The organism is Paraburkholderia sp. SIMBA_054 (genome assembly GCF_046534875.1).
GTDB classification, from domain to species: domain Bacteria; phylum Pseudomonadota; class Gammaproteobacteria; order Burkholderiales; family Burkholderiaceae; genus Paraburkholderia; species Paraburkholderia hospita.
Genome location: NZ_JAWRXV010000044.1, coordinates 46,199 through 70,459 on the forward strand (window position 1 = coordinate 46,199; position 24,261 = coordinate 70,459).

General features: G+C 59.3%; 16 protein-coding genes. 4 read left to right on the top strand and 12 right to left on the bottom strand.

Going from position 1 to position 24,261, the window contains the following annotated elements; translation table 11 throughout:
• Nucleotides 1-182: 182 nt before the first annotated feature.
• Both SB822_RS38240 and SB822_RS38245 read right to left on the bottom strand, forming a co-directional pair.
• Nucleotides 183-1,559: an undecaprenyl-phosphate glucose phosphotransferase gene (locus SB822_RS38240; protein ID WP_410857043.1), complete on the bottom strand. Its 1,377-nt coding sequence runs from the start codon at nt 1,557-1,559 to the stop codon at nt 183-185.
• 41 nt (nt 1,560-1,600) lie between these two features.
• Nucleotides 1,601-3,100: a mannose-1-phosphate guanylyltransferase/mannose-6-phosphate isomerase gene (locus SB822_RS38245; protein ID WP_410857068.1), complete on the bottom strand. Its 1,500-nt coding sequence runs from the start codon at nt 3,098-3,100 to the stop codon at nt 1,601-1,603.
• 705 nt (nt 3,101-3,805) lie between these two features.
• Between SB822_RS38245 and SB822_RS38250 the strand changes: the two genes are divergently transcribed.
• Complete coding sequence (locus SB822_RS38250; RefSeq protein WP_410857044.1) at nt 3,806-5,110, top strand: O-antigen ligase family protein; 1,305 nt, start codon at nt 3,806-3,808, stop codon at nt 5,108-5,110.
• A gap of 29 nt (nt 5,111-5,139) precedes the next feature.
• Entirely contained in the window at nt 5,140-5,766 is a 627-nt protein-coding gene (locus tag SB822_RS38255) for a phosphatase PAP2 family protein (RefSeq protein ID WP_410857045.1), read from the top strand.
• A gap of 17 nt (nt 5,767-5,783) precedes the next feature.
• On the opposite strand, the gene SB822_RS38260 is transcribed toward SB822_RS38255, so the two are convergent.
• From SB822_RS38260 to SB822_RS38285, 6 genes are all read right to left on the bottom strand, one after another.
• Entirely contained in the window at nt 5,784-6,977 is a 1,194-nt protein-coding gene (locus SB822_RS38260; RefSeq protein WP_410857046.1) for a glycosyltransferase family 4 protein, read from the bottom strand.
• Nucleotides 6,978-7,057: 80 nt separating this feature from the next.
• Nucleotides 7,058-8,374 (bottom strand): lipopolysaccharide biosynthesis protein, encoded by a 1,317-nt coding sequence (locus SB822_RS38265; RefSeq protein ID WP_410857047.1) that lies wholly within the window; start codon nt 8,372-8,374, stop codon nt 7,058-7,060.
• Between the two features lie 33 nt (nt 8,375-8,407).
• The gene (locus SB822_RS38270; RefSeq protein WP_410857048.1) at nt 8,408-9,418 is read right to left on the bottom strand and encodes a glycosyltransferase family 2 protein; all 1,011 of its coding nucleotides are present in this window, start codon (nt 9,416-9,418) and stop codon (nt 8,408-8,410) included.
• Nucleotides 9,419-9,518: 100 nt separating this feature from the next.
• Nucleotides 9,519-10,973 (bottom strand): hypothetical protein, encoded by a 1,455-nt coding sequence (locus SB822_RS38275; RefSeq protein WP_410857049.1) that lies wholly within the window; start codon nt 10,971-10,973, stop codon nt 9,519-9,521.
• Nucleotides 10,974-10,980: 7 nt separating this feature from the next.
• A complete protein-coding gene (locus tag SB822_RS38280) occupies nt 10,981-12,096 on the bottom strand; it encodes a glycosyltransferase family 4 protein (protein ID WP_410857050.1) in 1,116 nt (371 codons plus the stop codon).
• A gap of 58 nt (nt 12,097-12,154) precedes the next feature.
• Nucleotides 12,155-14,488 (bottom strand): polysaccharide biosynthesis tyrosine autokinase, encoded by a 2,334-nt coding sequence (locus SB822_RS38285; protein ID WP_410857051.1) that lies wholly within the window; start codon nt 14,486-14,488, stop codon nt 12,155-12,157.
• A gap of 1,094 nt (nt 14,489-15,582) precedes the next feature.
• Here SB822_RS38285 and SB822_RS38290 point away from each other — a divergent pair.
• Nucleotides 15,583-16,518, top strand: coding sequence for a helix-turn-helix domain-containing protein (locus tag SB822_RS38290; RefSeq protein ID WP_410857069.1), 936 nt, complete (start codon nt 15,583-15,585; stop codon nt 16,516-16,518).
• A 180-nt stretch (nt 16,519-16,698) separates the two neighbouring features.
• Nucleotides 16,699-17,559 (top strand): ATP-grasp fold amidoligase family protein, encoded by an 861-nt coding sequence (locus SB822_RS38295; RefSeq protein WP_410857070.1) that lies wholly within the window; start codon nt 16,699-16,701, stop codon nt 17,557-17,559.
• Nucleotides 17,560-17,609: 50 nt separating this feature from the next.
• On the opposite strand, the gene SB822_RS38300 is transcribed toward SB822_RS38295, so the two are convergent.
• The 4 genes from SB822_RS38300 to SB822_RS38315 form a co-directional block, all read right to left on the bottom strand.
• Nucleotides 17,610-19,160: a hypothetical protein gene (locus SB822_RS38300; protein WP_410857052.1), complete on the bottom strand. Its 1,551-nt coding sequence runs from the start codon at nt 19,158-19,160 to the stop codon at nt 17,610-17,612.
• A gap of 740 nt (nt 19,161-19,900) precedes the next feature.
• Nucleotides 19,901-20,959: a helix-turn-helix domain-containing protein gene (locus tag SB822_RS38305; protein ID WP_410857053.1), complete on the bottom strand. Its 1,059-nt coding sequence runs from the start codon at nt 20,957-20,959 to the stop codon at nt 19,901-19,903.
• A gap of 111 nt (nt 20,960-21,070) precedes the next feature.
• On the bottom strand, nt 21,071-22,105 hold the full coding sequence (locus tag SB822_RS38310; RefSeq protein WP_410857054.1) for a response regulator receiver protein: 1,035 nt from the start codon (nt 22,103-22,105) through the stop codon (nt 21,071-21,073).
• Nucleotides 22,106-22,389: 284 nt separating this feature from the next.
• Nucleotides 22,390-24,066, bottom strand: a complete 1,677-nt coding sequence (locus tag SB822_RS38315; protein WP_410857055.1) for a hypothetical protein — start codon at nt 24,064-24,066, stop codon at nt 22,390-22,392.
• Between the last annotated feature and the right edge of the window lie 195 nt (nt 24,067-24,261).

Sequence of the window (24,261 nt, forward strand, 5' to 3'; positions counted from 1 at the left end):
ACGAAGGCTCGATCTTCGTTTTGCGGCCGCGCACGCTGCGTGTCAACCGAAGACTTCCTGAACGTAATTGCATGAGTCATGTATGGCGCACCTGCTCAAACAAAGCGTTGAGCCGTTCCTGCTTACATTGGGGGAAAAACGGGGCCTCGACCGCCGCGATAAAGCGCAATACGCGACTGCACTCAATACGCGTTCTGATGAGCAATGCCTTTGAAGATGGTCGCGAGGATGATCCGCAGATCCAAAGCGAAAGACCAGTTGCACAGGTAGTACAGATCGTGCTCAACGCGTCCTTCCATCTTTTCGATGCGATCGGTTTCGCCCCGGAATCCGTTGATCTGCGCCCAGCCCGTAATGCCTGGCTTGATCCGGTAGCGATGGATATAACCCGACACCACGTGCTGATACTGGTCGTCATGCTCCAGCGCATGCGGACGCGGCCCGACCACCGACATATCGCCGCACAGTACATTGAAGAATTGCGGCAATTCGTCGAGACTCGTCCGCCGCAAAAAGGCGCCGACGCACGTAATACGCGGATCATCGCGTTTCGCCTGCTCGAGCACACCCGTCTTTTGCTGATGCAGGCGCATCGTACGGAACTTGTAGATCGTGAACACGCGGCCATCTGCGCCCTTGCGCTGCTGCTTGAAGAACACGGGCCCCCGCGAACTCAGCTTCACGGCGATCGCGCAGCCGAGAAGAATCGGCGAAATGGCGAGCAACGCGCAAAGCGCGAAAAGGCGGTCGAACAGATCCTTCTTGACCATTGCGTTCGGCGGGAGCGGCGACGCGGCGAGATTGATCGTCGGCTGATCCAGCACACTCGTCACGCTTCCTTCGAATAGCGCAAGCGCGCGCACATCCGGCATGAACCGTATGTTGATCAGGTCATTGCGAAACTCGTCGACGAGCTTCAGGATCGCGCGCTCTTCCGTCAATGGCAACGCTAGCCATACTTCGCCGATGTTCTGCTCGCGCACGTATCGAGCAAATGCCTTGTGCTCGGAGAAGGTCGGCACGCGCGACGCTGGTTTGGAATCCGGCCGCAGATTGTAGATCGCCCACGGCCGGAAACCGGATGCGGGTGCACCCTCCATCTTGTGAATGATGTCGTTGTAGTGGTCTCCACACGCAGCAATCGCAACAGGCTGCAAATCCATTCCGGCGTGGCGAGCGCGTCCAATCACACTATGCAGTACGAGACGGCTCGCAATGAGCGCGCTACCTGAAATGGCCGTCCAGTAAACGAACCACAGGCGCGACACAACATCGATCCGGTGCAGCGAGAACATCAAGGCCATTGCGCATCCCTGCACGATCAGCCAGCCCAATGCCACTTGCCCCGTCAATACCCGTTTCGAACGCCCACGCCACGATTCATATACGCCCAGCGTGGGAAATATGGCGAGCGAGAACGCCGCCGCAAACGCGACGAACGCGAGATAGAACCCCCGCTGCGAAACGTCGTCGAAGCGGATTTGCGACGCCACGAGCGCACCCGTCACGATCAACGCGACGTCGAATAGCCGCGCCAGCAGACCTGTCAATGCACGCATCACAACACCCCTTTCAGCAAGCACATGTTCACCACGGCTGCTCAATTGCAGCGGCCGTACTCGTCATCGAACCGCACGATGTCATCCTCGCCGAGATACGCGCCGGATTGCACCTCGATGATCTGCAGCGGCACATGGCCGGGGTTCTCGAGACGATGCTGCACGCCGATCGGAATATAGGTCGACTGGTTCTCGGTCAGCAGGAACTGCTCGTCGTCGCGCGTGACGAGCGCGGTGCCACATACGACGATCCAGTGCTCCGCGCGATGGTGATGCATCTGCAACGACAGCCGCCCGCCTGGACTCACGACGATGCGCTTGACCTGAAAGCGCTCGCCGTGATCGATGGAGTCGTAAAAGCCCCATGGGCGCCGCACTTTTCGATGGTTGTCGGCTTCCGGCGACTTCGTCTGCCGGATACGCGACACCAGCCCCCTGACGTCCTGCACATGCGATCGATCCGCGACGAGCACGGCATCGTCCGTTTCGACGACGACGAGATCGCTCGTGCCCACGCACGCGACGAGCCTGCCGCCCTGCGAGCGAGCATAAGTACTCGTTGCGCCTTCCATCAGCACACGGCCGTTCGCCACATTGCCGAACTCATCCTTGTCCATTGCCTGCCACACGGCATCCCATGAACCGAGATCGGACCAGCCGGCTTCGAGCGGCACCACGACAGCCGTGAAGGGCGACTTGGGCTTGCCGAGTTGCTCCATCACCGCGTAGTCGATCGAATCGGACGGACAGCGCTCGAATGCATCGGCGCCCGGCGCGATATGACCGTCGTCCCGTTTGGCGTTCGCGTGGGCCTGCATGCACGCGGCGTGCATGTCCGGCTGGAATACTTTCAGCGCGGCAAGCCATACAGAAGCGCGCACCACGAACATCCCGCTGTTCCACCAGTAGCCGCCCGATGCAACGTATTGCGCGGCCAATTCGGCAGCAGGCTTTTCGACGAAGCGGTCGATACGATGCGCGCCATCCGGCAATTGCGCGCCGAGACGGATATAGCCGAAGCCTGTGTCGGCACTCGTCGGCGGGACGCCCAGCGTAGCGATCTCGCTGGCCTCTGCGTGAAGCGCCGCGAGTTCGATGGCACGATGCAATGCGGGCACGTCCGCAATCGCGTGGTCCGCGGGCATCGCGACGAGAATAGGGTCGTCGCCGTCCGCACAGGCAGCCAGCGCGGCCAGCGTCAACGCGGGCGCCGTATCGCGTCGCGCCGGCTCGACGACGACGCACGGCTTCACGCCACACTCTCGCGCCTGCTCGGACGTCGCGTAGAAATGCTCAGCACCGCAGACGATCACAGGTACCGCTGCAACGTCCCACGTTTTCGTGAAGCCGTCCATGCGCTTCATCGTGGCCTGTAGCAGCGATTGATCGCCGACCACATCGATCAGCTGTTTCGGATATTGCTCACGCGATACGGGCCAGAGCCGCGTGCCCGATCCGCCTGCGAGAATAACCTGCACGAGCCGTCGACAACCGGTTGCCGTTTCGGCAACGGCGACGTTCTGTTGTTCGGCATGCGTGATTCGTGTGTCCACTTCAATCTCCCTGGTATTGAAGTCTGGAAGTCCGGTCCTCAGCGCCCATGACTGTCCGGGCGACGTCGATATGACCCAACCACCGGCTTTTTATCTACACACCTTGCGCGCGAATGTAACGGGTGTTGACGCGGGATTGTGATGGCCGCAGATCGCACCGGCCGCGAATGGAAGGCGGCTCATATGAGAGCGCCCGTCTCGCGTCGTGCTCGCGCAACCTTGCAAGATGAATGAAAGATCGAAGTTCCGGCGACGGCGTATTGAACGACTCGCAGCCAGCGTATTCAACTCGACCTGAGATGGATGATAGACACGTTACGCAGCGACACAGCATCTCTGGCGCGAACGGTTGATGTTATGGCCTGTCACGCTGAGCCTTTCGGATAATGGCTAATATCTGGCGGCTTTATCTTTTTTTGAAAAGCGATTCGAGCTTGGAAATTAAGGGGTAGTCGTGTTAGGTTGTGTATAGAAAGTGTCCCTTTAGTTATTCCGGTTTGGCACGGCATCTGCAACCGTTAGTCTCGGGATCCGGGAACACCACACATCAATAGCAAGTCGCAATTCCATTCTGGCGAGTGATCGGCATACCCGATCGCTCGCCGCGCGCAATGTCGGATCGAATCGCATCCACCATTGACATGCGCCACTTCCACCAGCGGACGTGCAACTCTATTCTTCACGAGAGTCGAAATGGCTTACATATCGGTATTGGCGCTATTCCTGACTGTTACCAATCTGATTCCGCTTAGCGCAGTGGGATTTTTGCCGATCATCTTCTGCGCCTGGCGATTTTTCGGCAGAAGCTACCCGTCTTTTATTGCGCCGCTGACGGCACTGACGCTATTCGCGCTCGTATCGACACTGCTCTACGACCCTCACTCTCTGACCGAATTCGATTTTTATCGACGCGACGGTAATTTCTTCATTGCCTATGCGCCCATTTTTGCCGGTTGTCTGTACGCGCATCGCTGGGACATGAACAAGCTGCTTCGCGCGTTCTTCGTGTTTGCGATTGTCATCAATATTCCGCCTTACGCGCTCTATCTTGCACAGAACGGATTGCTCAGCATTTTCAAGCATCCCGACGACAGTTTCGGCAGCTTCTTCATTGCCCGCAATGCGGCAGGCGGCTTTCTCGCGATGCTGTTCTGCCTTGGCGTGGCCTGCTATCTCCAGCGGCGCAGCAAGATCATGCTCGCGCTGATCGCGCTCAACGGACTGATGCTCTTCTCGACGTATAGCCGCGGCTCGCTGCTGGGCGCCCTTGCTGTGCTCCCGTATCTGTACTTCGGACGCAAACGCGTGCTTCTCGCGTCGCTGATCTCGTGCCTCGTCGTGGCGTCCCTTGCGATGGCGATGTATCACACACGCTCCACGGTCGACTACATGGGTTACACCTTCAGCATCCAGAACCAGGACGCCAAGACCGCGAATCTGGACATCCGCTATGAATGGCTCTGGCCAAGAGCGCTCGCCTATTTCCGCCAAAGCCCGATCGTGGGCATGGGATTCGGTTCATTCGACGACCAGATACGCAACGTCGTGTCGTATTTCGGCGTGCTGGGCGTGCCTTCCGACATCATCGTCGAACATAGTGATTCGCACGCGCACAACTCGTATCTGAACTTTCTTGCTGAGCTTGGCGTGGTGGGCCTCGCGCTGATGCTGGGTTTCTACTGGAAGCTCGTCAAATGGAGCCAGGATGGCGCCGCACGCAGCGCATTGGTCGAGCGTGGGCGGAACTTTGCGGCATTCCGCTTCGTCGAGATTTCATCCGTGTGTCTGCTCGTCATGGCCGCGACCGAACATCGGCTGGTCTCGCCGTCAAATGTTCTGATTCTTTCTCTCGTGATTTCGCTGCTGCTCGCGTCGCGACCTGTGCGCGTGGTGAATCGTGAATATGGACGGGCCCGTGTTCCGAACGCGCAGCCCCCGTATCGACACCGCGGACAAGCTTATCCAACGGCAACCGGGCGCAGTGTCCCGGGCTCCTGAACCAGACAAAACAGAACGAATAGCCCGATATGTGGACTGTCCTTTCCAACGTCGGCGATGCCGCCGTCACGCTGCCCGTGGCCATTGTGTGCGCAATCTGGATTGCAATGAGCGATGTGAGGCTCGCGTTACGCTGGGCGCTCGCGCTGAGCTGCGGCATGCTGCTGGTCGGCGCGAGCAAGATCCTGTATTACACATGGGGCGTTGCGCTGCCGTTGGCGCACTTTCGCGTCATCAGCGGCCATACGATGCTATCGACGGCTGTGTGGGTCGTCGTGCTCGCGCTGCAATTGAGATGGTGGCGGTTGCCTGCTTATCCGGGCATCAACGCAGGCATCGCCGCTGGACTGCTTTTGGGCGCCCTGACAGGGGCTTCGCGCGTGCATGGACATTCGCACTCGATCGCCGAAGTCTGCGTGGGTTGGGTAGTCGGCGCGGCCGCCGCTGCGGCGTTCCTGCGGACGGCGCTTCGCGTCGAATTTCGAGGGGTACGGCCTATCGGGTCGACGATTTGCCTGCTAGCCGTGTCGACATTGACCTATGGGCACACGGCGCCGTTCCAGGATCTCATCAAGGAGAACTCGGCGGCGCTCAGAGAAAATACGCCGGCGCTCGTATGCGCGCTTTCACACGCGCGACCGGGGGAACACGGCTAAGCACCCCCGCGAGCGGTTCAGACGAGCAGATGCCGCTCGCGCTCTTCGTCCGTCAATGACACTTCATCTTCGACGGCGTACGCATGCGCAGGATCGATGAGACTATCCGGCAGCCGGTCTTCGATGAATGACGTCAACGCCGTCTTGAACCGCTCCGACGAAAAGCGTTCCGCGTTCTTGCGGCACTGACGCGCATCGAACAGACGGGAGTACTTTTCGAACCTGTCCACGGCTTCCAGCAGCGATTCAGCCGTCTGCTCCTGGAAGAACACCCCCGTGGGCGGTTCGCGCGGCAAGCCGAGCACCGACTCCAACGCTCCGCCCCGCCCAAATGCGACGACAGGTGTCCCGCACGCCTGCGCTTCGACGACCGAAATGCCGAAATCTTCTTCCGCCGCGAACACGAAGGCACGTGCGCGCTGCAGATGATCGACCAGCACGTCGAACGGCTGATGACCGAGAATCGTGACATTATCCCCCGCGGCAGCCTTGACCTTCTTCATATCCGGCCCATCGCCGATCACGACCAGTCTGCGCTCCGGCGTTTGCGAGAACGCCTTGACGATCAGATCGATGCGCTTATACGGAACCATGCGGGACGCCGTAACGTAGAAGTTCTCCTTGCCCTCTCGAATCGGCATATGGCTGAGATCGACGGGCGGGTAAATAACCGTCGCATCGCGCTGATAGGCCTTCCTGATCCGACGTGCAATGAACTTTGAATTGGCAAGAAGATGATCGACGCCATTCGCGGAGCGCGAATCCCAGCCGCGAATGTAGTGCAGCAGCACGCGGGCCATCGCCGATTTGACGCCCGCCGTCAGACGCGACTCTCTCAGGTACTGATGCTGAAGATCCCACGCGTAGCGTATCGGCGAATGCACATAGCTGACGTGCAGCTGGTTCGGCCCTGTCAGCACGCCTTTCGCTACCGCATGCGAACTGGAAATGACGAGGTCGTAGGCTGACAGGTCGAGCTGTTCGATCGCAATCGGCATCAAGGGCAGATACGCCCGGTAGCGTTTGCGCGCGAACGGCAAGCGCTGGATGAACGATGTGCGGACCGGCTTGCCTTTTATGCATGCGCGGTCCTCCATGAAATCGACCAACGAAAACAGGTCCGCATTCGGGAAGCACTCGATAATGTTCTGCAATACCTTCTCAGCACCACCCGATACCACCAACCAGTCATGAACAATGGCAACTTTCAACGCGACCTCCTTGTGCTTGTCGAGTCCGTCCGTACTTTCCCGGTCTTTTCAATCCGCTTCGTCCAGAAACAAGGCCTCACTCAATCCTCCTTGCCCGCGCCAGCCTGACCGCGTGTTCCCCACGCGACTCGCGCCATCGCGATCGCACGCCCGGCGCCCGGCACGAGGGTGATCAATTCCAGTCGAACCATGATGGTCAGCAGCATCGCCGACAGCGAAAGCTCGCCGATCACGCGAGCGAATGCCATGCCCTCCGCGCCGTATCGCGGGGCGAGATAGAGCGCCGCTAGCAGATTCGCGACGCCGGAAGCGGCGCCTGCCATAGCCAGCAAGCGATCTTTTTTGCGCGGCACGAACACATAGAACGCAGCGAATTCGTTGAAGGCCGCGAACGGAAACATCCATGCGAAGCACTGCAGCACATGCCCGCTCGGCGTAAACGCCGCCCCGAGAATCAATGGAAGAACGATGGGGGACAACGTCAACGCGCCGCAAAACACCAGCAGGCCGTAGCCCAGCATCAGCGTCGCGCCTCGCCGCGTGGTCGCGTGCGCGCCCGCCTTATCCCCCTGTGCAAGCTGGCGCGAGATGGTCGGAATGAACACTTGCGAGGCGGGCCCCATCAGGCTCAGCCCGATCGTCGCAAAGCGTTCCGCAGCGCCGAAATAGCCCACTTGGGCCGGCGTGGAGAGCAGCGTCAGCAGATACGTCGACGATGCAGTGAGCACGACCGAACCCGACGAATAGCAGAACAGCATCGTCGAGCCTTTTACGAGCGACGCGATGCCGGAAAACGAAAGATGCGGCCGCCCCAGCTGATACGTCGCCAGTCCATAGGAAATGGCCAGAGACAGCACGCCCGCCGTCAACAGACTACCGACGACCCAAACCGAGTCCGCCGGCCCTCTCACGAGGCACAGCACGAGCGCCAGACTCACCGCAAAGCCGAATACCTCGATCATGATCGGCGTGCGGAAATGGTGACGCCCTTGATAGAGCCAGCCCAGATTCAATGCCGACACCACGCCCAGCGTGGTTGCCAGCAAACCGATCAGCGGTCGCTCGGACAATGTCGGCGAACAAAAGGTCGCAACGACGCCGATGCAAGCGCCCAGCGCGCACAATGCAAGGCGCGCGCTCGTATGCAACGAGTAAATGGCGTTGCATTCGCCGTTGTTCTGAGCCTTCGATATTTCGCGCATGCCGACGAACGTGAAGCCGTAGCTCGCCAGCATCCAGATGACGTTCATCAGCGACATCGCCGCGAGAACACGTCCGTATTCGGCGACGCCAAGCACGCGCCCATAGAAAGGCACGACGATGATGAGGTACACGTACCTCATCAGATATCCGCCATAGACGAATGCTATGACGTTAGCGCTCTTCTTACCATCCATTCCCACCTCTCCTGTATCGGCGACGCTGCACGGCTATTGCTCGACCGTGCCGCGTCGCGCAAGCGGGTTGGTGATGTATCGGACCACGAAGTCTGAAAGAGGTGAGTACGGCAACAGACAGAGACTCGACAGAAAGAGCGTGCCGGCCTTCTTTTTCAGGCTCCAGAAAGGGTTGGCGACGATCGTGTGCATATAGGCGCGCGAATCGTTCAGCATCCAGCGCCACCGCGCGCCGAGCGACGCATGATAGAGACTCGATCCGAAGTACGCTTTCTCATGCGCGAAATCATGGAATGCAGGCGGAAGTTCGAGATTCATCCGCTCCTTCACGATTTCACGCAGCGTGACCCAGCGCTCCTTGAACGCCTTCGGCGCCTTCTTGATCTGCTCCGAGTTCGCAAACGACACGCTCGGGGTAGCAGAATGATGGACCCGATAGGCACCGAGCGATTGCGGTATCGTCGCGACGGCACCGATCAGCGCGGCCCCGTAGATCGCATAGAAGTCCGCGCCATAGCGATTGATGCCGCCTTCCGGCACCGGAAAGACCGCTTTCAGCGCGCTCACGCTATACGCATTGCCCGACGCCGGCGGCGACGGATAGAGCCAGCCTTCTCTCAGCAAACGGCCGCAGTCGGCGGGCGGCTCCGAGTGCGGAACGTAGGCGCCCGTCTGCTTGCCCGACTCGTCGATCACGTCGAGACGAAACTGCACTTTCGCCGGATCCTCTTCTTCGAACTTGCGCATGACCTCCGACACCGCGGGGGGATACAGCACATCGTCGGAATCGAGGAAGATCACGTAGTCGGTGCCGGCGAGTTCGACGCCGAGGTTGTATGCGGACACCTGTCCACCGTTTTCCTTGAAAACCGTGGAGATACGCGAACCGTATTGCTCGATCACGGCTCGCGAACCGTCCGTCGACCCATCGTCGATGACGATCACTCGCGTTCCGGGATGGTCCTGCGCCAACGAAGAATCGATCGTCTCGGCGATAAAACGTTCATAGTTGTAGTTGCATATGACGATGGCGATCTGTTTCATAGAGCCTCGATACGATGAATTGAGTCAGTGAGCGGGCAACTGAATCCGCTTGCGAAATTGGGCGTACGGGTCTGCCGAATGCAAAAAGAACTCGTCTCTCTCAAGCCGATTTCCCCTGATTCGCCCGCACGACGAGATAGGCAAGATGTCTGGGTAGCTTTCTGCCGGCGCCATTGACGTTGTCCGGCACGCGAAACCGTATGTTCATGACGTCGCTATTCCAGTTCAGTGCGGCGTCTTCCTTCGGAGCGGCAGCGCCTGTCAACGCATCGATGAAGAGCACTTGCGTGCCACCCGACTGCGGTGCAATGCCTGCTGCTTCCACGGTGCGCCAACCGGATGGCGCGCTCACCTGGATCACCATGTCCTTGTCCGACAGCAAACCGGAGCCCGACACTTCCGGACCGAATCGAAGCGGCTCTGGAAGGGACGCAAGCGCGCCGGGAATCGTCTGGTTGAGTACGATCAGACTTTGGCCCGACACATTGAAGGTGCGCGCGGGCGGGCCGCGATGCGTGAGCCGGAATGGCTCATAGCCGTCCCAGTGATAGACCATCGACAGATACTTGTCTGGATCGTCCCAATTGCGCGCCAGCGCCCATACCGCGAACTCGAAGAAGTAGCGAGACAAGTAGTGCTCGTCGAGCATGTATCTGTCGCCAATCTCCGTTTGCCACAACCCGCGCGCCGGCCCCTGTTTGACGTATCGTTCATACAGACGGTCGAGATCTGCAACGGGCAGGTAATGCGTATCGAGGTAGTCCACCCAATCGGCCATTCGCTCGTTCAAACGCGGGCTCCGGTAATCGAGCCACTTGTCGAGATTGTCGAGACCGCCCTGATCCGGCCATCCGCCATAGACGACATAGGCGCCATAGCGTCGAATGATGCGGGCAGCCGGAATATGAATTCGTTCGACATAGTCCTGCATCGCGCGGTCATAAGGTCCGGACTGGTGCTCGTTTTTGTTGAAGTTCGGGCCGTGCCAGAAAGTGGCTTGCGGCAATCCGCCTGACAGACGCCCCGCCGCTTCATTCCAGATCTGGAAATGGCGCACGCCATACGGCGAGCCCGAGTACTTGCGAACCACCGCGTCCACATAACGCTCCCATGCATCGACATCTTCGGGCGCTGATTTCGTGTCGCCGGGAACACTCGCATTCCACTTCGGCGTATAGCCGAGAAACAACAAGGACCGGATTCCATTCTGGTTATTACGCAATACGACCGAGGGCAGATCGCTGTCATAGCGATTGCCTGTCTTGTCGACGCGCATCGGTTGCGTCGGCGCATCCGGCTGTCCGGGCCCAACCGACCCGCGCCCCCAGCTGATGCCCATCTTGTGCCACATCTCGATGTCGGCAGCCGAGCCTGGCCAGCCATTCGTTCCGATCATGTCGACAATCCTGCGAGGTGTGCGATTGCCGACCGGACCGGACGCGGCCGCTGCGACCGCATGCATAGGTCGCAAGCCCGCGCACGCGAGCGCCGCGAATGTTGCGAGTACACGTCGTCTGAATGGCCGGTAACTGATTCGATCCACAGGCTGTCCCATTCGTTGCTCAGCCGGCCGACACACGTGCTGCGAGTTCCGGAAGAGGCTCGCTCTCCTTGCCGTACAACACGTCGAGCAGCCTCTTTGCCGAGCGATCCCAGCGGTATTCCCGCGCATGTGCCATGCCTTTCACCCTGTACCGTTGCCTTATCGCGCCGTCGCTCATCATCAGCGAGATCTTTTCGGCAACGTCTTGCGCGGACATCGCATCGCAGTACATCGCCGCGTCTCCGCACGCTTCGGGAATCGAGGTGCGCGACGAAGCGACGACTGGGCATCCGCAATACATGGCCTCGAGCGGCGGCAATCCAAAGCCTTCATAAAGCGACGGGAAAACCAGGCAGCCCGCGCGTTGATAGAGCGCCTTCAACTCGCTGTCCGACACGAATCCCGCCCAAATCACCTGCTTTGAACGCGACATCGCCTCGATGTCTTCATTAGCAAAAATGCGCGAGTTCTTTCCGCCGACGATCACGAATCTCACATTGCGCAAATGGCTCAAGCCCGAGATCGCTTCCAGCACGCGCTGCAGATTCTTGCGCGGATCGAGGCTCCCGACGATCACGCAGTACGTGTCTTCCCTGAGCTGCAGCCGATCAATAACGCCGTAATCCGGCACGACGCGATCGAGATGATCGGCGCCGGGCTGGATCACGGCGATGCGCGACTCGTCGATCTTCAGGTGATGGCTGATGCGTCGCTTCGAAAACGCGGATACCGTCAGCACGAATGGTTCCATTCTTGGCAGGATCGAGAAGCACAGCCGATACCACAGCAGGAACTTCTTCGAAAAACCATTCGGCGCGTCATAAACGGCCATGTCGTGGACCATTACCACCTGCCTGCGCTTGAGGATCGGATTCGTGTTGCACAGATTGACGAGCGTCCGGCCTCTTGCCGCGAGCGGCAGCGTGATCTGTTCCCATAGCGTGCCGCGCAGCCACGGAAAGCGCCGCTGCCGCTTGAGCGACGCACCGGGCTCCATCGCGTTGTGCGGCACGAAGATCTCCAGTTCGTTGCCCGGTTCTTCACGCATTTGCATTGCTCTCGTGAGTTCATATGCGACCCGTTGCACGCCCGTTACAGGCTGCGATGTGAACTTTCCATTAATCGCGAATGCCATCGTTCTCCGCCTCACGAAGTTGTGCCGTTTGCAGTGATTGCGTAGTGACATGCCGCCATCAGGCAGCTGTCTCGACTTCGCCGAAGTCGCTCGCATAGTTCGTCGCGTAGCCGTAATTGCGCGTGCTACGACGCAGCGGAATGCCGTTGAAGACAGCGCCTGCGACACGTCCACCTGCGCGCTCGATCTTCTTGATCGTGTCGGCAATCTCCTCCTCGGTCTGCATGCCCGAACGCAGCACGAGCAGCGATGCGCCCGTTTCGTTCGCAATGATCGAAGCGTCCGTCACGGCGAGGAACGGCGGTGTGTCGACGATCACCAGATCGAAGTGATTGCTCAAGCGCTGCAATACTTCCCTGAAGCGAGGCCGCGTAAGCAATGCCGCCGGGTTCTCCGGACGCGCCCCGCAAGACATGAAAGTCACGCCCTCGATGCCGACTTGCCGCAACACATCGCGCAGCGGCATCCGCTCGGCAAGCACTTCGGAAAGGCCGCCGCGATTGCTCTGGCTGAAGAATGCGGCGAGATGGCCACGGCGCATGTCGCCGTCGATCAATGCGACCCGCGCTCCTGCCTCCGCGTGCAGCGTCGCGAGATTCGCCGCGACGAAGCTCTTGCCCGCCGATGTGGTCGGCCCCGTCACCATCACGATGTTGTTGCGCGTATGCGCAAGGTCACGCGCCATTGCGGTGCGGACTTCGCGCAGCGCTTCGACGGATGCGTCATGCGGGAAGCGTTCGGCAAGAATCTTGTTGCCCGAAGTACCGAACGAAGGATCGATCTTTTCGCCCGTTGCCGCCTCGCTTCCCTCGGCACCACGCTGCATCTGCAGCGCGCCGCGTCCGCCCGCGCCCGGCAACGGTTTGCGCGCGGCCGCCGGCAGGCCCCGATCGAGCAACGATTGCTGATGACTGAACAGCACTTCACCGACGACAGGCACACTCAGACGACGCTCGACATAGCGCGGATCCGTTACGCCGACCAGCACATGGCGGCGCATGAAAACGATGAATACGCCCGCCACGAGACCGAGCACGAAGCCCCCCGGCAGGACGATTAGAGGATTGGGCTTGACGGGGCGATGCGGCCGCACCGCTGTATCGAGAATGTGCGCACCGCCCGTCGTGCTCGCACGACGCACCGTCAATTGCTCGGCCTTCTGCACCATGCCCATGTAGACCGTCTCAGCAACCTTCTGCGCACGAATCAGGTCGACGCTCTCACGCTCGGACGCAGGCATGCCCTGGAAGCGCCCGTCGAACTCGGCTTTCGTCTTCTTCAATTGCGCGAGCTGCGTGTCGACGCTTTGAATCCAGCGGCTTCCAGGCGCGTACTTTTCCAGCAATTGCGTGCGTTGCAGTTCCAGACTGGCAATCTGCCGGTCGAGATCGAGGCCACCTTGCAGATAGGATTGCGCCTCGGTTGTCGGCTGCATCGAATTGGAATTCGCACGGAAGCTCTTGAGTGCTTCTTCCGATTTACGCAGGTCGGCAAGCAGGCGCGGCAACTCGCCCTTGATGAAATTCAGTGTCTGCGTGTCGTTCAACTGACGGCCGGCGATCGCTGCCGCAAGGTACTGCTGCCCCAGCGCGTTCGCGACTTCAGCGGCCTTTGAAGGACTCTTGTCCGCGTATTCGATCTGGATGAGGCCGGAGTCCTTCACCTTGTCCGTGATCTTCACGACATCCATGAAGCGTTTGGTCGCATCCACCGAGTTCCAGCGGGTCACCTCGAAGTGCGTGCCTGCCCGTGCGGCGAGCTGATTGACCAGCATCGAAATGCCGTTGCCTTCGGCTGGCTTGCCGACCGTGCCCTTGACCAGAAATTCGCCCGACGGACCCAGCAGTTCATACGCGCCCTCGCCGAGCGCAATGAGACTCAGCTTCTCTTCCTCGAGATTCTGCGGAACGTTCAGGTAAGCGACCTTGACGACCTCGCCACCCCATGCAAACGACTTCAGACCGAGCCATGCGCCATTCGGCTCGCCTGGCGTCGAGAACTTGTCCGCAATGTCGCCGATGATCGGGATGCGCCGCGGCTTGATCGAAACGTCGAAGCGATATCGGTCGATCACGGGGTCGAGCACCGTACGGCTACGCATGACACCCATTTCCGTGCTGGGCGACGGCGCGGGCGGCGGCAGTGCCTCCTGAGTCTGTAGCGCGAGGCCGAGCGCATTGGGCTCGGGCGGATCGACACGCACGAGCACATCTGCCGAATACACGGGCGTTGCAATGAGCTGATAAGCGACGGCGAGCAGAAACACCGCGACGGTGGCCGCCACGATTTCCCAGATGTGGTCCCGCATCAGGTCGAGCATCTCTCGAGCGGTGAGCTGCCCGCGCTCAACCTCTGGTGCAACAGGAAGCGAGTTCGAGGGGTAATAATCCACGGGAATTATCCTTTGATATGCGGTTGTCGAGCAGGCTGCGAAGCACGTGACTCCACGGCCCGATGGCGGCCTGAAGCCGCCTGACGGGGCGTGACAGAAGCTCGATCAGCCGTGCTCGGGCCGATGATGAGTTACGGGTACGGCTGGCCGACTAGCAATGACGGCAACCGCCGGCAAATGACGGGGAGTGAGATAACCGAAACCCCCGATGCCGTATCGGGAATTCAGGATGAGAAGAGCAAGATGCCTGTGTGTTCACTCATGCGTATCCCCTTTTCCGGCACTGGCGGCACTGGCATTTGCGAAAAGCCCGTCGTGTCTGCGCTGATGCGAAGACCTGTTGGCGTGCCCAACGACAAGCTTCGATCCTCACAACCGCGTGAGGCGAGTGGCATGTCGTGCACGCTCTCGACGGGAGCAATTCGCCTGGAAAGAGCGTTTGAAATAGCTTCAGACTGATTACATGAATTGGCTTTCGATCCGCGAAATCGCCATTCCATTGATGTTGCGTTGAAGCATAGACGCACAGAATTCGAATTAGTACAAACCCGGCCTAAATTCGGGTGCTAATGGCCGATATCGTGGAACACGTTACATCGACGGCTGACGAGAGAAAGAATTGTTGCGATCCGAAATTCGTGTAACAGAGTGATACCCGACGCGGAAAATCGCGTAACACAACGGTAGTGACAGGATGCGGTTACGGCGATTCGCTTACGAAATCATTTCACATTCTGCGACCCTTATATGGCAAGCCTTTCCGCTGAATGAACCGGCTTTGACTCAACAAAATCGGACACTTTCTCTCAGAAAATCTTTCCGTGACCAGAAGAAACACCTCGAACCGTAAGTGCACATTTAAGTAAGAATTTCCCACATCCGAACGATTTCGCCACATCAATCGCGCCAATCGGACAGGTGTCGCATGGCTCATTTCTCTAATGTATTCTGATTTGGGTCGAATTGTTGTGTATTAATTGGGAGAGCTAACGGTGAATTGGATTTATCAATCGCATCCGTTGTGTGCCGATGAACGGCTCGAGAAATCGAAGTTTGAAAAGCATATTGGTCTGCTGATCGCGCCGCATTGCTCGATGGCGGCTGCGGGCGCGGTTGGCGACGCCTTTTGCCTTGCCAACAAGCTCGAAGCGGAAGTCGGCACCGAGCCGCCGCCGTACCGCTTCTCAGTGCTGTCTGAGACGGGCGGGTTCGTCACGGGCGGCGCCAGCTTTCCGATCTGGACGCAGAAGCTCGAACGATTTCAGCTGGCTGACTTCCACGCCTTCTTCGTTGCTTGCAGCGCCGATCCGATGCCCGAGTCGAGCGAGCAACTCGTCTCCTGGCTGTCGCGCCAGGGACCGGGCACGCCGCCCTGCATGCGGCAGAAAACTGATCTGTCGAGCGGCCCGGCGCAGTCCGCCGTGCCCGTGTTCGTGCTGGACGACGGTCTTTCGGAGATGCGACCCGCCGGTGCGACGGCGACTGAAATGGCCCTCGTGCAGATCGAGCGCGACCTCAACGCGGAGACGGCACGCCGGATCGCGCATACGCTGCAGCCGCAAGTACGTCAGCGCATGCGGCCCGACGCCGATGATCCGGGCGTCGCGACGACGTCCGAGAAAATCCGCGAGTCCGCGCACTGGATCAGAGAAAACTATAGCAAGCCCATTTCCGTCAGCCAGGCTGCCGAGTCCGCGGCGATGAGCAAGCGCAACTTTCAGCGCCGTTTCAAGGTCGAGTTCGGCATGACCCCGCTCGAATACCTGCTGCGCACGCGCTTCGAAGTCGTCTGCTCGATGCTGATGGACACCGAGCTTCCGATCGACAAGATTGCAAGGCGTTGCGGCATGGGCGACGGCAACCGGCTAGGACGCATCTTCAAGGTGCGTTATGGCATGTCGCCCACAACCTTTCGCGCGTTGCGCCATCTCGGCAACGGCAATCACACTCAAACGCCGACGGCAGCGACGGCTGATCATGCCATCGAATCGACCGCAACGACGGATCCGCTAATGAAGCCTGTTTTCTAGCAGGGCACAGGGAGCGCAAAAAAAATGCCAATAACCGAGTATGCGCAGGCCCGTGAAGAGATGACCGCGTCTGCCATGAGAAAGGAGACGCTCGCATCGTCCGAAAAAGTCGAGGCGCGCCCGCTGCTGCATGACCATGCTTTGGGAGATCCGATTCCATCGCAGTCAGCGACCCGGAGAATGAAAGAGAAGGCGAAGTCGATATTGCCCGATAGGCTATTCCTGTGCCTGTTGCACCGGAAATGTATCGGGCGATATCCGCGGCTCGCTCGTCCCGCGACTTTCAACGAGAAGATCCTGCAACGCAATCTTCGTCCGGACCCGCGCTACGTACGCTTGACCGATAAGCTCGAAGTTCGGGAATATGTTGCCGCAAAGCTCGGCGAAGATCATCTCGTTCCGCTGATCGCCGCGCCTGATGTGTTCACGCGTGCGGTCTTCGACAGTCTGCCCGATGCGTTCGTGATGAAGGCGAATCACGGCAGCACGTTCGTCGAAATCGTGCGGAACAAGTCGGAGACCACGTTCGAAAGGCTGCAGGAGCTGTCCGAACGGTGGCTATCGACGTCGTTCTATTGGGTTGCACGCGAACGGCACTACAGGAGAATCAAGCCGCGTATCTTCTTCGAGCAGCTTCTTCTGGACCGCCGAGGGCGCGTTCCGGCTGATTTCAAGGTGCATTGCTTCGGCGGGCACGCTGGACGTCCACTCATGTACGTTCTTCTGATCACGGACCGGTTCGGCAACAACACGCATGGCGACGTGTTCGACGCGCAATGGCGGCATATGGATGTGATGATCGGCCCCTACACACGCAGTGCCGAGCCGCCGCCTCGACCTGACAATCTCGAAGCGGTGCTGAAAGCCGCGACGATCATGGCCGAAGATTTCGACTATGTTCGCGTCGATCTCTATGCCCCCGATAATCGCGTCTATTTCGGTGAATTAACGTTCACACCCGGGGCTGGCGTATTGCCCTTCACGCCCGACCACATCGATTATGAATGGGGACAACTGCTGGAGGTGAGCGCTGATCTGTGAGGCCGCGCTTCCCCGCTCGCATTCGTGGAGCGCGTGGCGCCCGCTGCGGATCAGGAATCCGCGTTGCCCGACACGAAACTCGTGAACGCGCTATACGGCGGATTGAGCGCAACACCGTTGGTCATAATGCCGTAAGTGTTGTTGCCGCTATCGAGCACGTAATACATGACCGACTGGATGTTGTGCGTCTTACGCGCCTGATAGAACTTGCCGAGCGTAGTGGTGATATAGCTGGCTCGATACGCCTGCGTCTTCTCGGGCCCCGTGTTCCATTCGGTGATGATGAACGGCACCCCATAGCGGGCCTTGCAGTACGTCGGCAGATCGAAGCCCGGCCCCGAGCCGTCGATACCGATGTTGAAGATGTCGCCGTACACTTCGTAGTTATGCCACGTCGTGATGTCCCAGCGCACTTTCGGATGACCGCCCGAGCCGTCTGGCTGCATGCCGTCCCACAGGGCGTCCGCTGCGCCAATGTCCGCGACACAGAAGTTGATGCCGCACTTTGCCGACGGTTGAACCGACTTCACGCCGTCGATCATGCCGCGCATCGCGCCGCGCATGGCGGGCCAGTTCGTGTTGTTGAAGTCGACAGCTTTGGTGCCTGCGTTGGTAAAGTCCAGGATCGTGGCGTTCTGCCGCGTCAACTCGTTTCCGCACTCGTAAAGGGTCACGCCGTATGCCTTGAGTGCATTCGCGACGGCCATCGCAGCCTGCAACCCGCGATTGTAGGCGGCTGACTCGCTGGTGAAGACGTTGCCGTTCGAGTCGTACACGCCCTGGTTGATCAGCACGAGCAGCGAAATCCCCGCCGACTGGAAAGCTTGCGCGAGCTTGCCGACGGCATTCAACTGATTCGGGTCGTCGGTGCAACCGACGCGGTAACTCGTGCAGCCCATGCCTTTCAGGATCGATACGAGCTGCACCGGGGTGTAGCTGTAGTCGTAGTGGCCGTTGACGCCATAGAACATGCCTGCCGTGGCCGCTGTAGCGATGCGCGGATCATTGCAAGGCAGCCAGCCGCCGACGTCCGTGCAGACATAGAACTGTCCGCCCGTTCCCTTGTGCCAGATCTTTCCGCCGTACCACAGCAGCAGCGACACGTTATACGTGTTGCCGACCGTCTTGCCATTCTTGTAGATGACGCCGTTCACGACGGTCCACATCGCGCCCGTCTTGTCGATGATGTACGACGCGGGGGGAATCGCCGTGCCATCGGACGACGTGCCGCCGAGGCGCGGGTCGTTACAGGCAATCCACGTCGATCCATTCCACGAATAGAACTGGCCGCCCGTCCCCTGGTGATAGATCACCCCGCCGTAGAACAGTACGAGCGCGACGTTATAGTTGTTGCCCGCTTTCACGCCGTTCCGGTAGACGGAACCACCCGATAGAGTCCATGTGGCGCCGGAGTTGTCGACGATCGATGTCGCCGACGGAATGGTCGTGCCGCTAGCCGATGCCGCCGCGCGGGCCGTGGCTTTCGCCACCGCGTCAACTGAAGCATCGGTGATATTGCCGGCGCCTCCGCCGCATGCAGTGAGGACATAACTGCCGCCGAGCGCCGTCAGGCGGCCTAGAAATTGACGTCGTTTGTTCATGGCAAGCGCATCCCTGTCGAGAAAGTTCTCGAAAAAAGTCCAAAGAGTTGACTGCTGGATTCCGGACGAGGATGGCGGCGCGAGCGAGTTCGCATTGCTCAGTAATCCTGACTGACAATGACGCTTTGTCGCCCGGTTTTCAGACCGGGAGAAGATGAATGAACCACCTGCCATGGCAGGCCCGGCAGGCTCCGACGATTCCCTAACGTGTTGCCACTACTGCCAACTGTCCTTGTGCGCTGCGCAAACGTTTCACATTTCGGGCGTGAAGGACGTCCGGCAATTTGTTCGCACATATCCTTTCGATCGGCGTAAATAATACCCAAGACATGCGGCAAATTACACCCGAAAATAACTTCATCGGACAATTAGCAGGATTCTTCCGACTATAACTTTCTGGAAAGGAAATTCGCCCTTTCGATTTTCTGTGAGTGAATTTCGCGCCGGAGTTTCGGGCAATATGACCCTATGAGGTACTTTTGTGATCCTTATTGTTCTCTGCATTGCGGGTATTGCCGTATTGGAAATCGACAAACAGGCGAGCGGTAGCGTCGCTTTTGCCGAAACGTCATAATTACCGGAACGAAAATGCGTCGCGAATTGCGCAATTTCCGTCACATGAGAATTTTTTTTCTGTATCGACCCTGAATGTATTCGACGAAATGCGATTCAGGGTGAAATGACGCCGGTAAAGCCGTCCGAAGGAACGCGGAGAAAATGCGGCAGCGCAAAACCCAAAGTTACGCGCCGCCGTTTGAATCAACTGGCACTATCCACGCGCCCAGCGCGTCATTCGTCACACGTTGCGAGCGCCAACTGTTGATGGGCGCTGCCCGTCGTCTCGCCATTGATCCATTTGAATCGGCATTGCCACGCGTCCACGCACGGTACTCGATTGGAGACTTGCCCATACACCGGCGAAACAGCTTGCCAAGGCTGTCGCCGTTGGTCAGCCCAACGCGCCGCGCTACTTTGTCCGCGGGCAACGAAGTCTCCGCGAGCAACTGACACGCACGCTCGAGCCTGACTCGCTGCAAATACTCGGATGGCGATGCGCCAATGTATGTCTGAAAGTTGCGCAGCAGTGTACGTTGGCTCATCGCGCAGGCTTCGGCAGCGTCGTTCACGCTGACGGCGCGATGACAGTTGTCCTGCAGCCACCGTGCCGCTGCGCGGATTCGATCTCCCGCAGTATTGGCCGCGTCGACGGACGGCGACAGCCATTCGCTCGAATCGACGAACGATGTGCGGCGCAGCGCTTCGTGTGCGATCGATTCGTCGAAATCCGCGCGGATCACTTCGAATGCCGCTTTGACGGCACTCCCCAGTTGCGCCCTTCGGCGGCGCGCCTGTTCGTATCCGCTGATCGGGCCATTGTCGTGGGTCCCATTCGATGTTTCGAAGCCCGTCGTGAAGAGCTTGACGCGCGCACCGCTGGCCCGCATCCGTTGCAGCCAACCGTTCAGAACAGGTGTGTCGCAGGCCGCTCTCGAGAGCGTCCCGCCGGCGACGAACACATGGGCAAATCGTTCGTCGTTCGGCTTCGGTAATTCGTCTGTCGAAACGAACAGCGAGCGATCGCATTTGACATGTCCACCGCCTTCGGACACAAATCGCATTTCGTACGTTTTCGCAGTCTCGCCCGCCGCAAGCGAACACGCGCATTCGAGCGCCTCGGCGATGGCGCCGATCCCGAGCAGGTCGCACGATTCAGTGAGTACGAAAGCGATACGTTGCGTGGTTGAAGCTGCGCTAGTCTGCTGGTGTGGTATCCATTGCAAGTTGTTTCCTATGAACATGGTCGCTCCCGCGTGCTTTATGATTGGCATGCCTGCGCATGCGATGACTTCTAAGACGATTGTTATGGCGTTCGCTTGAACGCGAACGAAAAATCGACGTGCAACTGCCTTCTACCTGTGCCCGAGCCGCGGCCGCACCCGCGAGCGCATCCAGCGCCTGAGCGGCCACACTGTCCGATTGAGTTCGTGCCTGACAACAAGACTCCGCCACACATGCGCTGCGCTGAAGACGGGACGACGCGCCTGACGTTCCAGCAATCTCTTGCATCCGGGCAGATGCAACAACGAACATCCTTTGAACCAGCGAAGGTCACGGTGCGTGTTGCCTGACCAGTGACGTCCGACCACGCGGTTCGCGCCGAGATCGATGATCTGATGGCCCTCGTCGGAAAGCAGATTGAGCGCAGCGGAAATGAATGCCTCGTCCCCATTGTGATTCAACTCGTTTATAACGCGCCGATATCGCTCGAAGCATGCGTGCGCGCGCGGCACCAGTTCCTTGACGAACCCAGCGGACGCGAGCAGTACCTCACCGCCGAACCACCGCGGATTTTGAAGGCGCCCACCCGCCACCGTTTCAAGATCGTCGATGACACGACCATCGCCGTATGCCGAGAACTCCTGGTCGGAAATGTCAAATGCGCCCACACCTGTCGTCCGACAGCGCTGCAGCAGTTCTTCATTCACGGTTCGAAGTGCGAGCATGTCGGTGTCGAGCACCATCAGCAGTTCGTCTTCGTGCAGCATCGCACCCAACTGCGCCATCATGTCGAGCTTGAAATGCGCAGCATAAAAGCGGGTATTCCGCGGAAGCGTCAATTTCGACGGCGCCAGTTGCAACACATTCGGACGTGCATCGACGTCGACCTTCTCGAGGTAGCGCGACACGTCGTCAGCATCGTTCGTCGCCACCGTCAATCTCGGCAAGCCGACTGCTTTCATGCTGCGGTTGAGCGTGATGGCCTGCTCGACGTAGCAGAACGGATCGGCGCTTTTGCAATTCGGGCTTCCTGTGCTGTCGGCCTCCACGTAAACGAGCGCGCAGGGCACGACACCGATGCTCGTGCGGGCACAGCCCAATGCCGAAGGTTTCATCTGTCTGAAGGTTAGTGCGACGTCATTGCGCAGTAGTGCTGCGTCGAACATCGTCGCCTCCCGGCTAATGTTTATAGTGCGGCGTGTCGTCCTTGACCCATCGATTGAAGCGTTGCTTACGACAACTCTCCGCAACGCGCATCGATGCATGACGCATTGAAATAGCAGCATCCATGCCACTCGTGTAAATGGCATGGAATCGGAGGTTGTGAAGTTACGCGAGCAGCGTTTTGAAAATTTGTCTTGTAGAGCGTGCAAATTCGCGAAACTGAAATTGTCGCGTCGGCAAGTTTCTCGTTTGATGAGAAGGCGTTGCATTTGCCCGCAACTCTTTCTCAATTGTCCGGATGACTCGCGACAAAGCTCACAAAGGCGTTGTAGGGAAGATTCAGCGTGACGCCGTCGATCATCACGCCATACGTGGCATCACCGCTATCGAGCACGTAGTACATGGCGGACTGAATGTGCTTTGTCTTTCTCGCCTGGTAATAGCTTGCATACCGCGCGCTGATGTAATTCGCGCGATACGCCTGGCTCTTCTCCGGACCGGTGTTCCACTCGGTGAGCAGAAACGGCACGCCATAGCGCGCATTGCAGTAGGTCGGGAGATCGAACCCGGGACCTGCGCCGTCAGTGCCGATGTTGAAGATGTCGCCGTACACCTCGTAGTTATGCCACGTCGTCAGGTCCCATCGCACGGTGGGATAGCCGTTCGTGCCGTCGGGTTGTTTGCCGTCCCACAGTGCGTCGGCGGCACCGATATCGGCCACACAGAAGTTGATCCCGCATTTCGCAGCCGGCTGAGCCGACTTCACGCCATCGATCATCCCGCGCATCGCGCCACGCATGATGGGCCAGTTCGCGTTGCTGAAGTCCGCCGCCTTGGTGCCGGCGTTGGTCGAGTCGACAATGATTGCGTTATCGCGTGTCAGTTCGTTTCCGCACTCATACATCACGACGCCGTACGGCGCGAGCGCCGCCGCGACCGTCGCGCCACATGAGCGCCCGCGATTGTAGGCAACGGTTTCGCTTGCAAACAGCACGCCGTTCAGATCTCGCACGCCGATATTGACGAGCACGAACAGCGTCAGCCCCGCTGCCTGAAACGCCTGCGCGAGCAGGGTGACGGCGGTGAGTTGCACGGGATCATCCGTACATCCGACGCGATATGTCGAGCAGCCCATGTTCATCATGATCTGCACGATCTGGGCAGCCGTGTAGCGATAGTCGTAGTGGCCGTTGATGCCGTGGAAAGAGCCGCGCGGCGCGGCGACAACGATGCGAGGATCGTTGCACGGCAACCAATGATCGAGGTCCGTGCACACGTAGAACTGGCCGCCCGTCGACCGGTACCAGATCTTCCCGCCGTACCACAGCAGCAGCGCTACGTCGGAGGTCAGACCAACGTATGCGTTGTTGCGAAGGACCCTGCCATTCGAAACCGTCCACAAGGCGCCGACCTTGTCGATGATGTATGACGCTTGCGGAATCGTCGTGCCGTCGGCAGATGTGCCGCCAAGGCGCGGGTCGTTGCAGGCAAGCCAGGTCGTGCCGTTCCATCCATAGAACTGTCCGCCCGTGCCCTGGTGATACACGCCGTTGCCATACCACAGCAGCAGCGTCACGTTATAGGTATTGCCGGCCATCACACCGTTGCGATAGACCGAGCCGTTGACGAGTGTCCAGAGTGCGGCCTGATTGTCGGTGAAGGAAGCAGCGGGTGGAATGGACGTGCCGTTCGCCGACGCCAGCGTGCCGCTGTTCGATGAGTCCGTATCCGTCTGCGTCTGACTCGACGATCCCGATGCCGCGCCATTCGAAGTCGCTGAGCTTGCGCCGTTCACGGCTGTCATCGTGGTCGAGCCGGATGTCGCGCCGCTGGTCGTCGCACCGGCACTGGATCCGTGGCCCTGATCGCCGCCTGCACCCCCTCCCCCGCCGCCGCAGGCGGTCAGCACGTAGCTTCCGCTGACCGCGGTCACCAAACCGAGAAATTGACGACGTTTAACCATGACCATTCAATCCACAGCCGGGCCGTGCCCGAAAAAACACTTCGATAGGGAATGGCGGCGAGCGGGCTGGCAAAAGAGGTTGAGCCCTTTCGCATTCGATTCGCGATCCTTATCAATTGACGATGATCGCTACCGGGCGACGGTAAATATTCCCGCCTTAAGTCCGCATCGCGCAGCTAGTGAATGGTTGTCGGC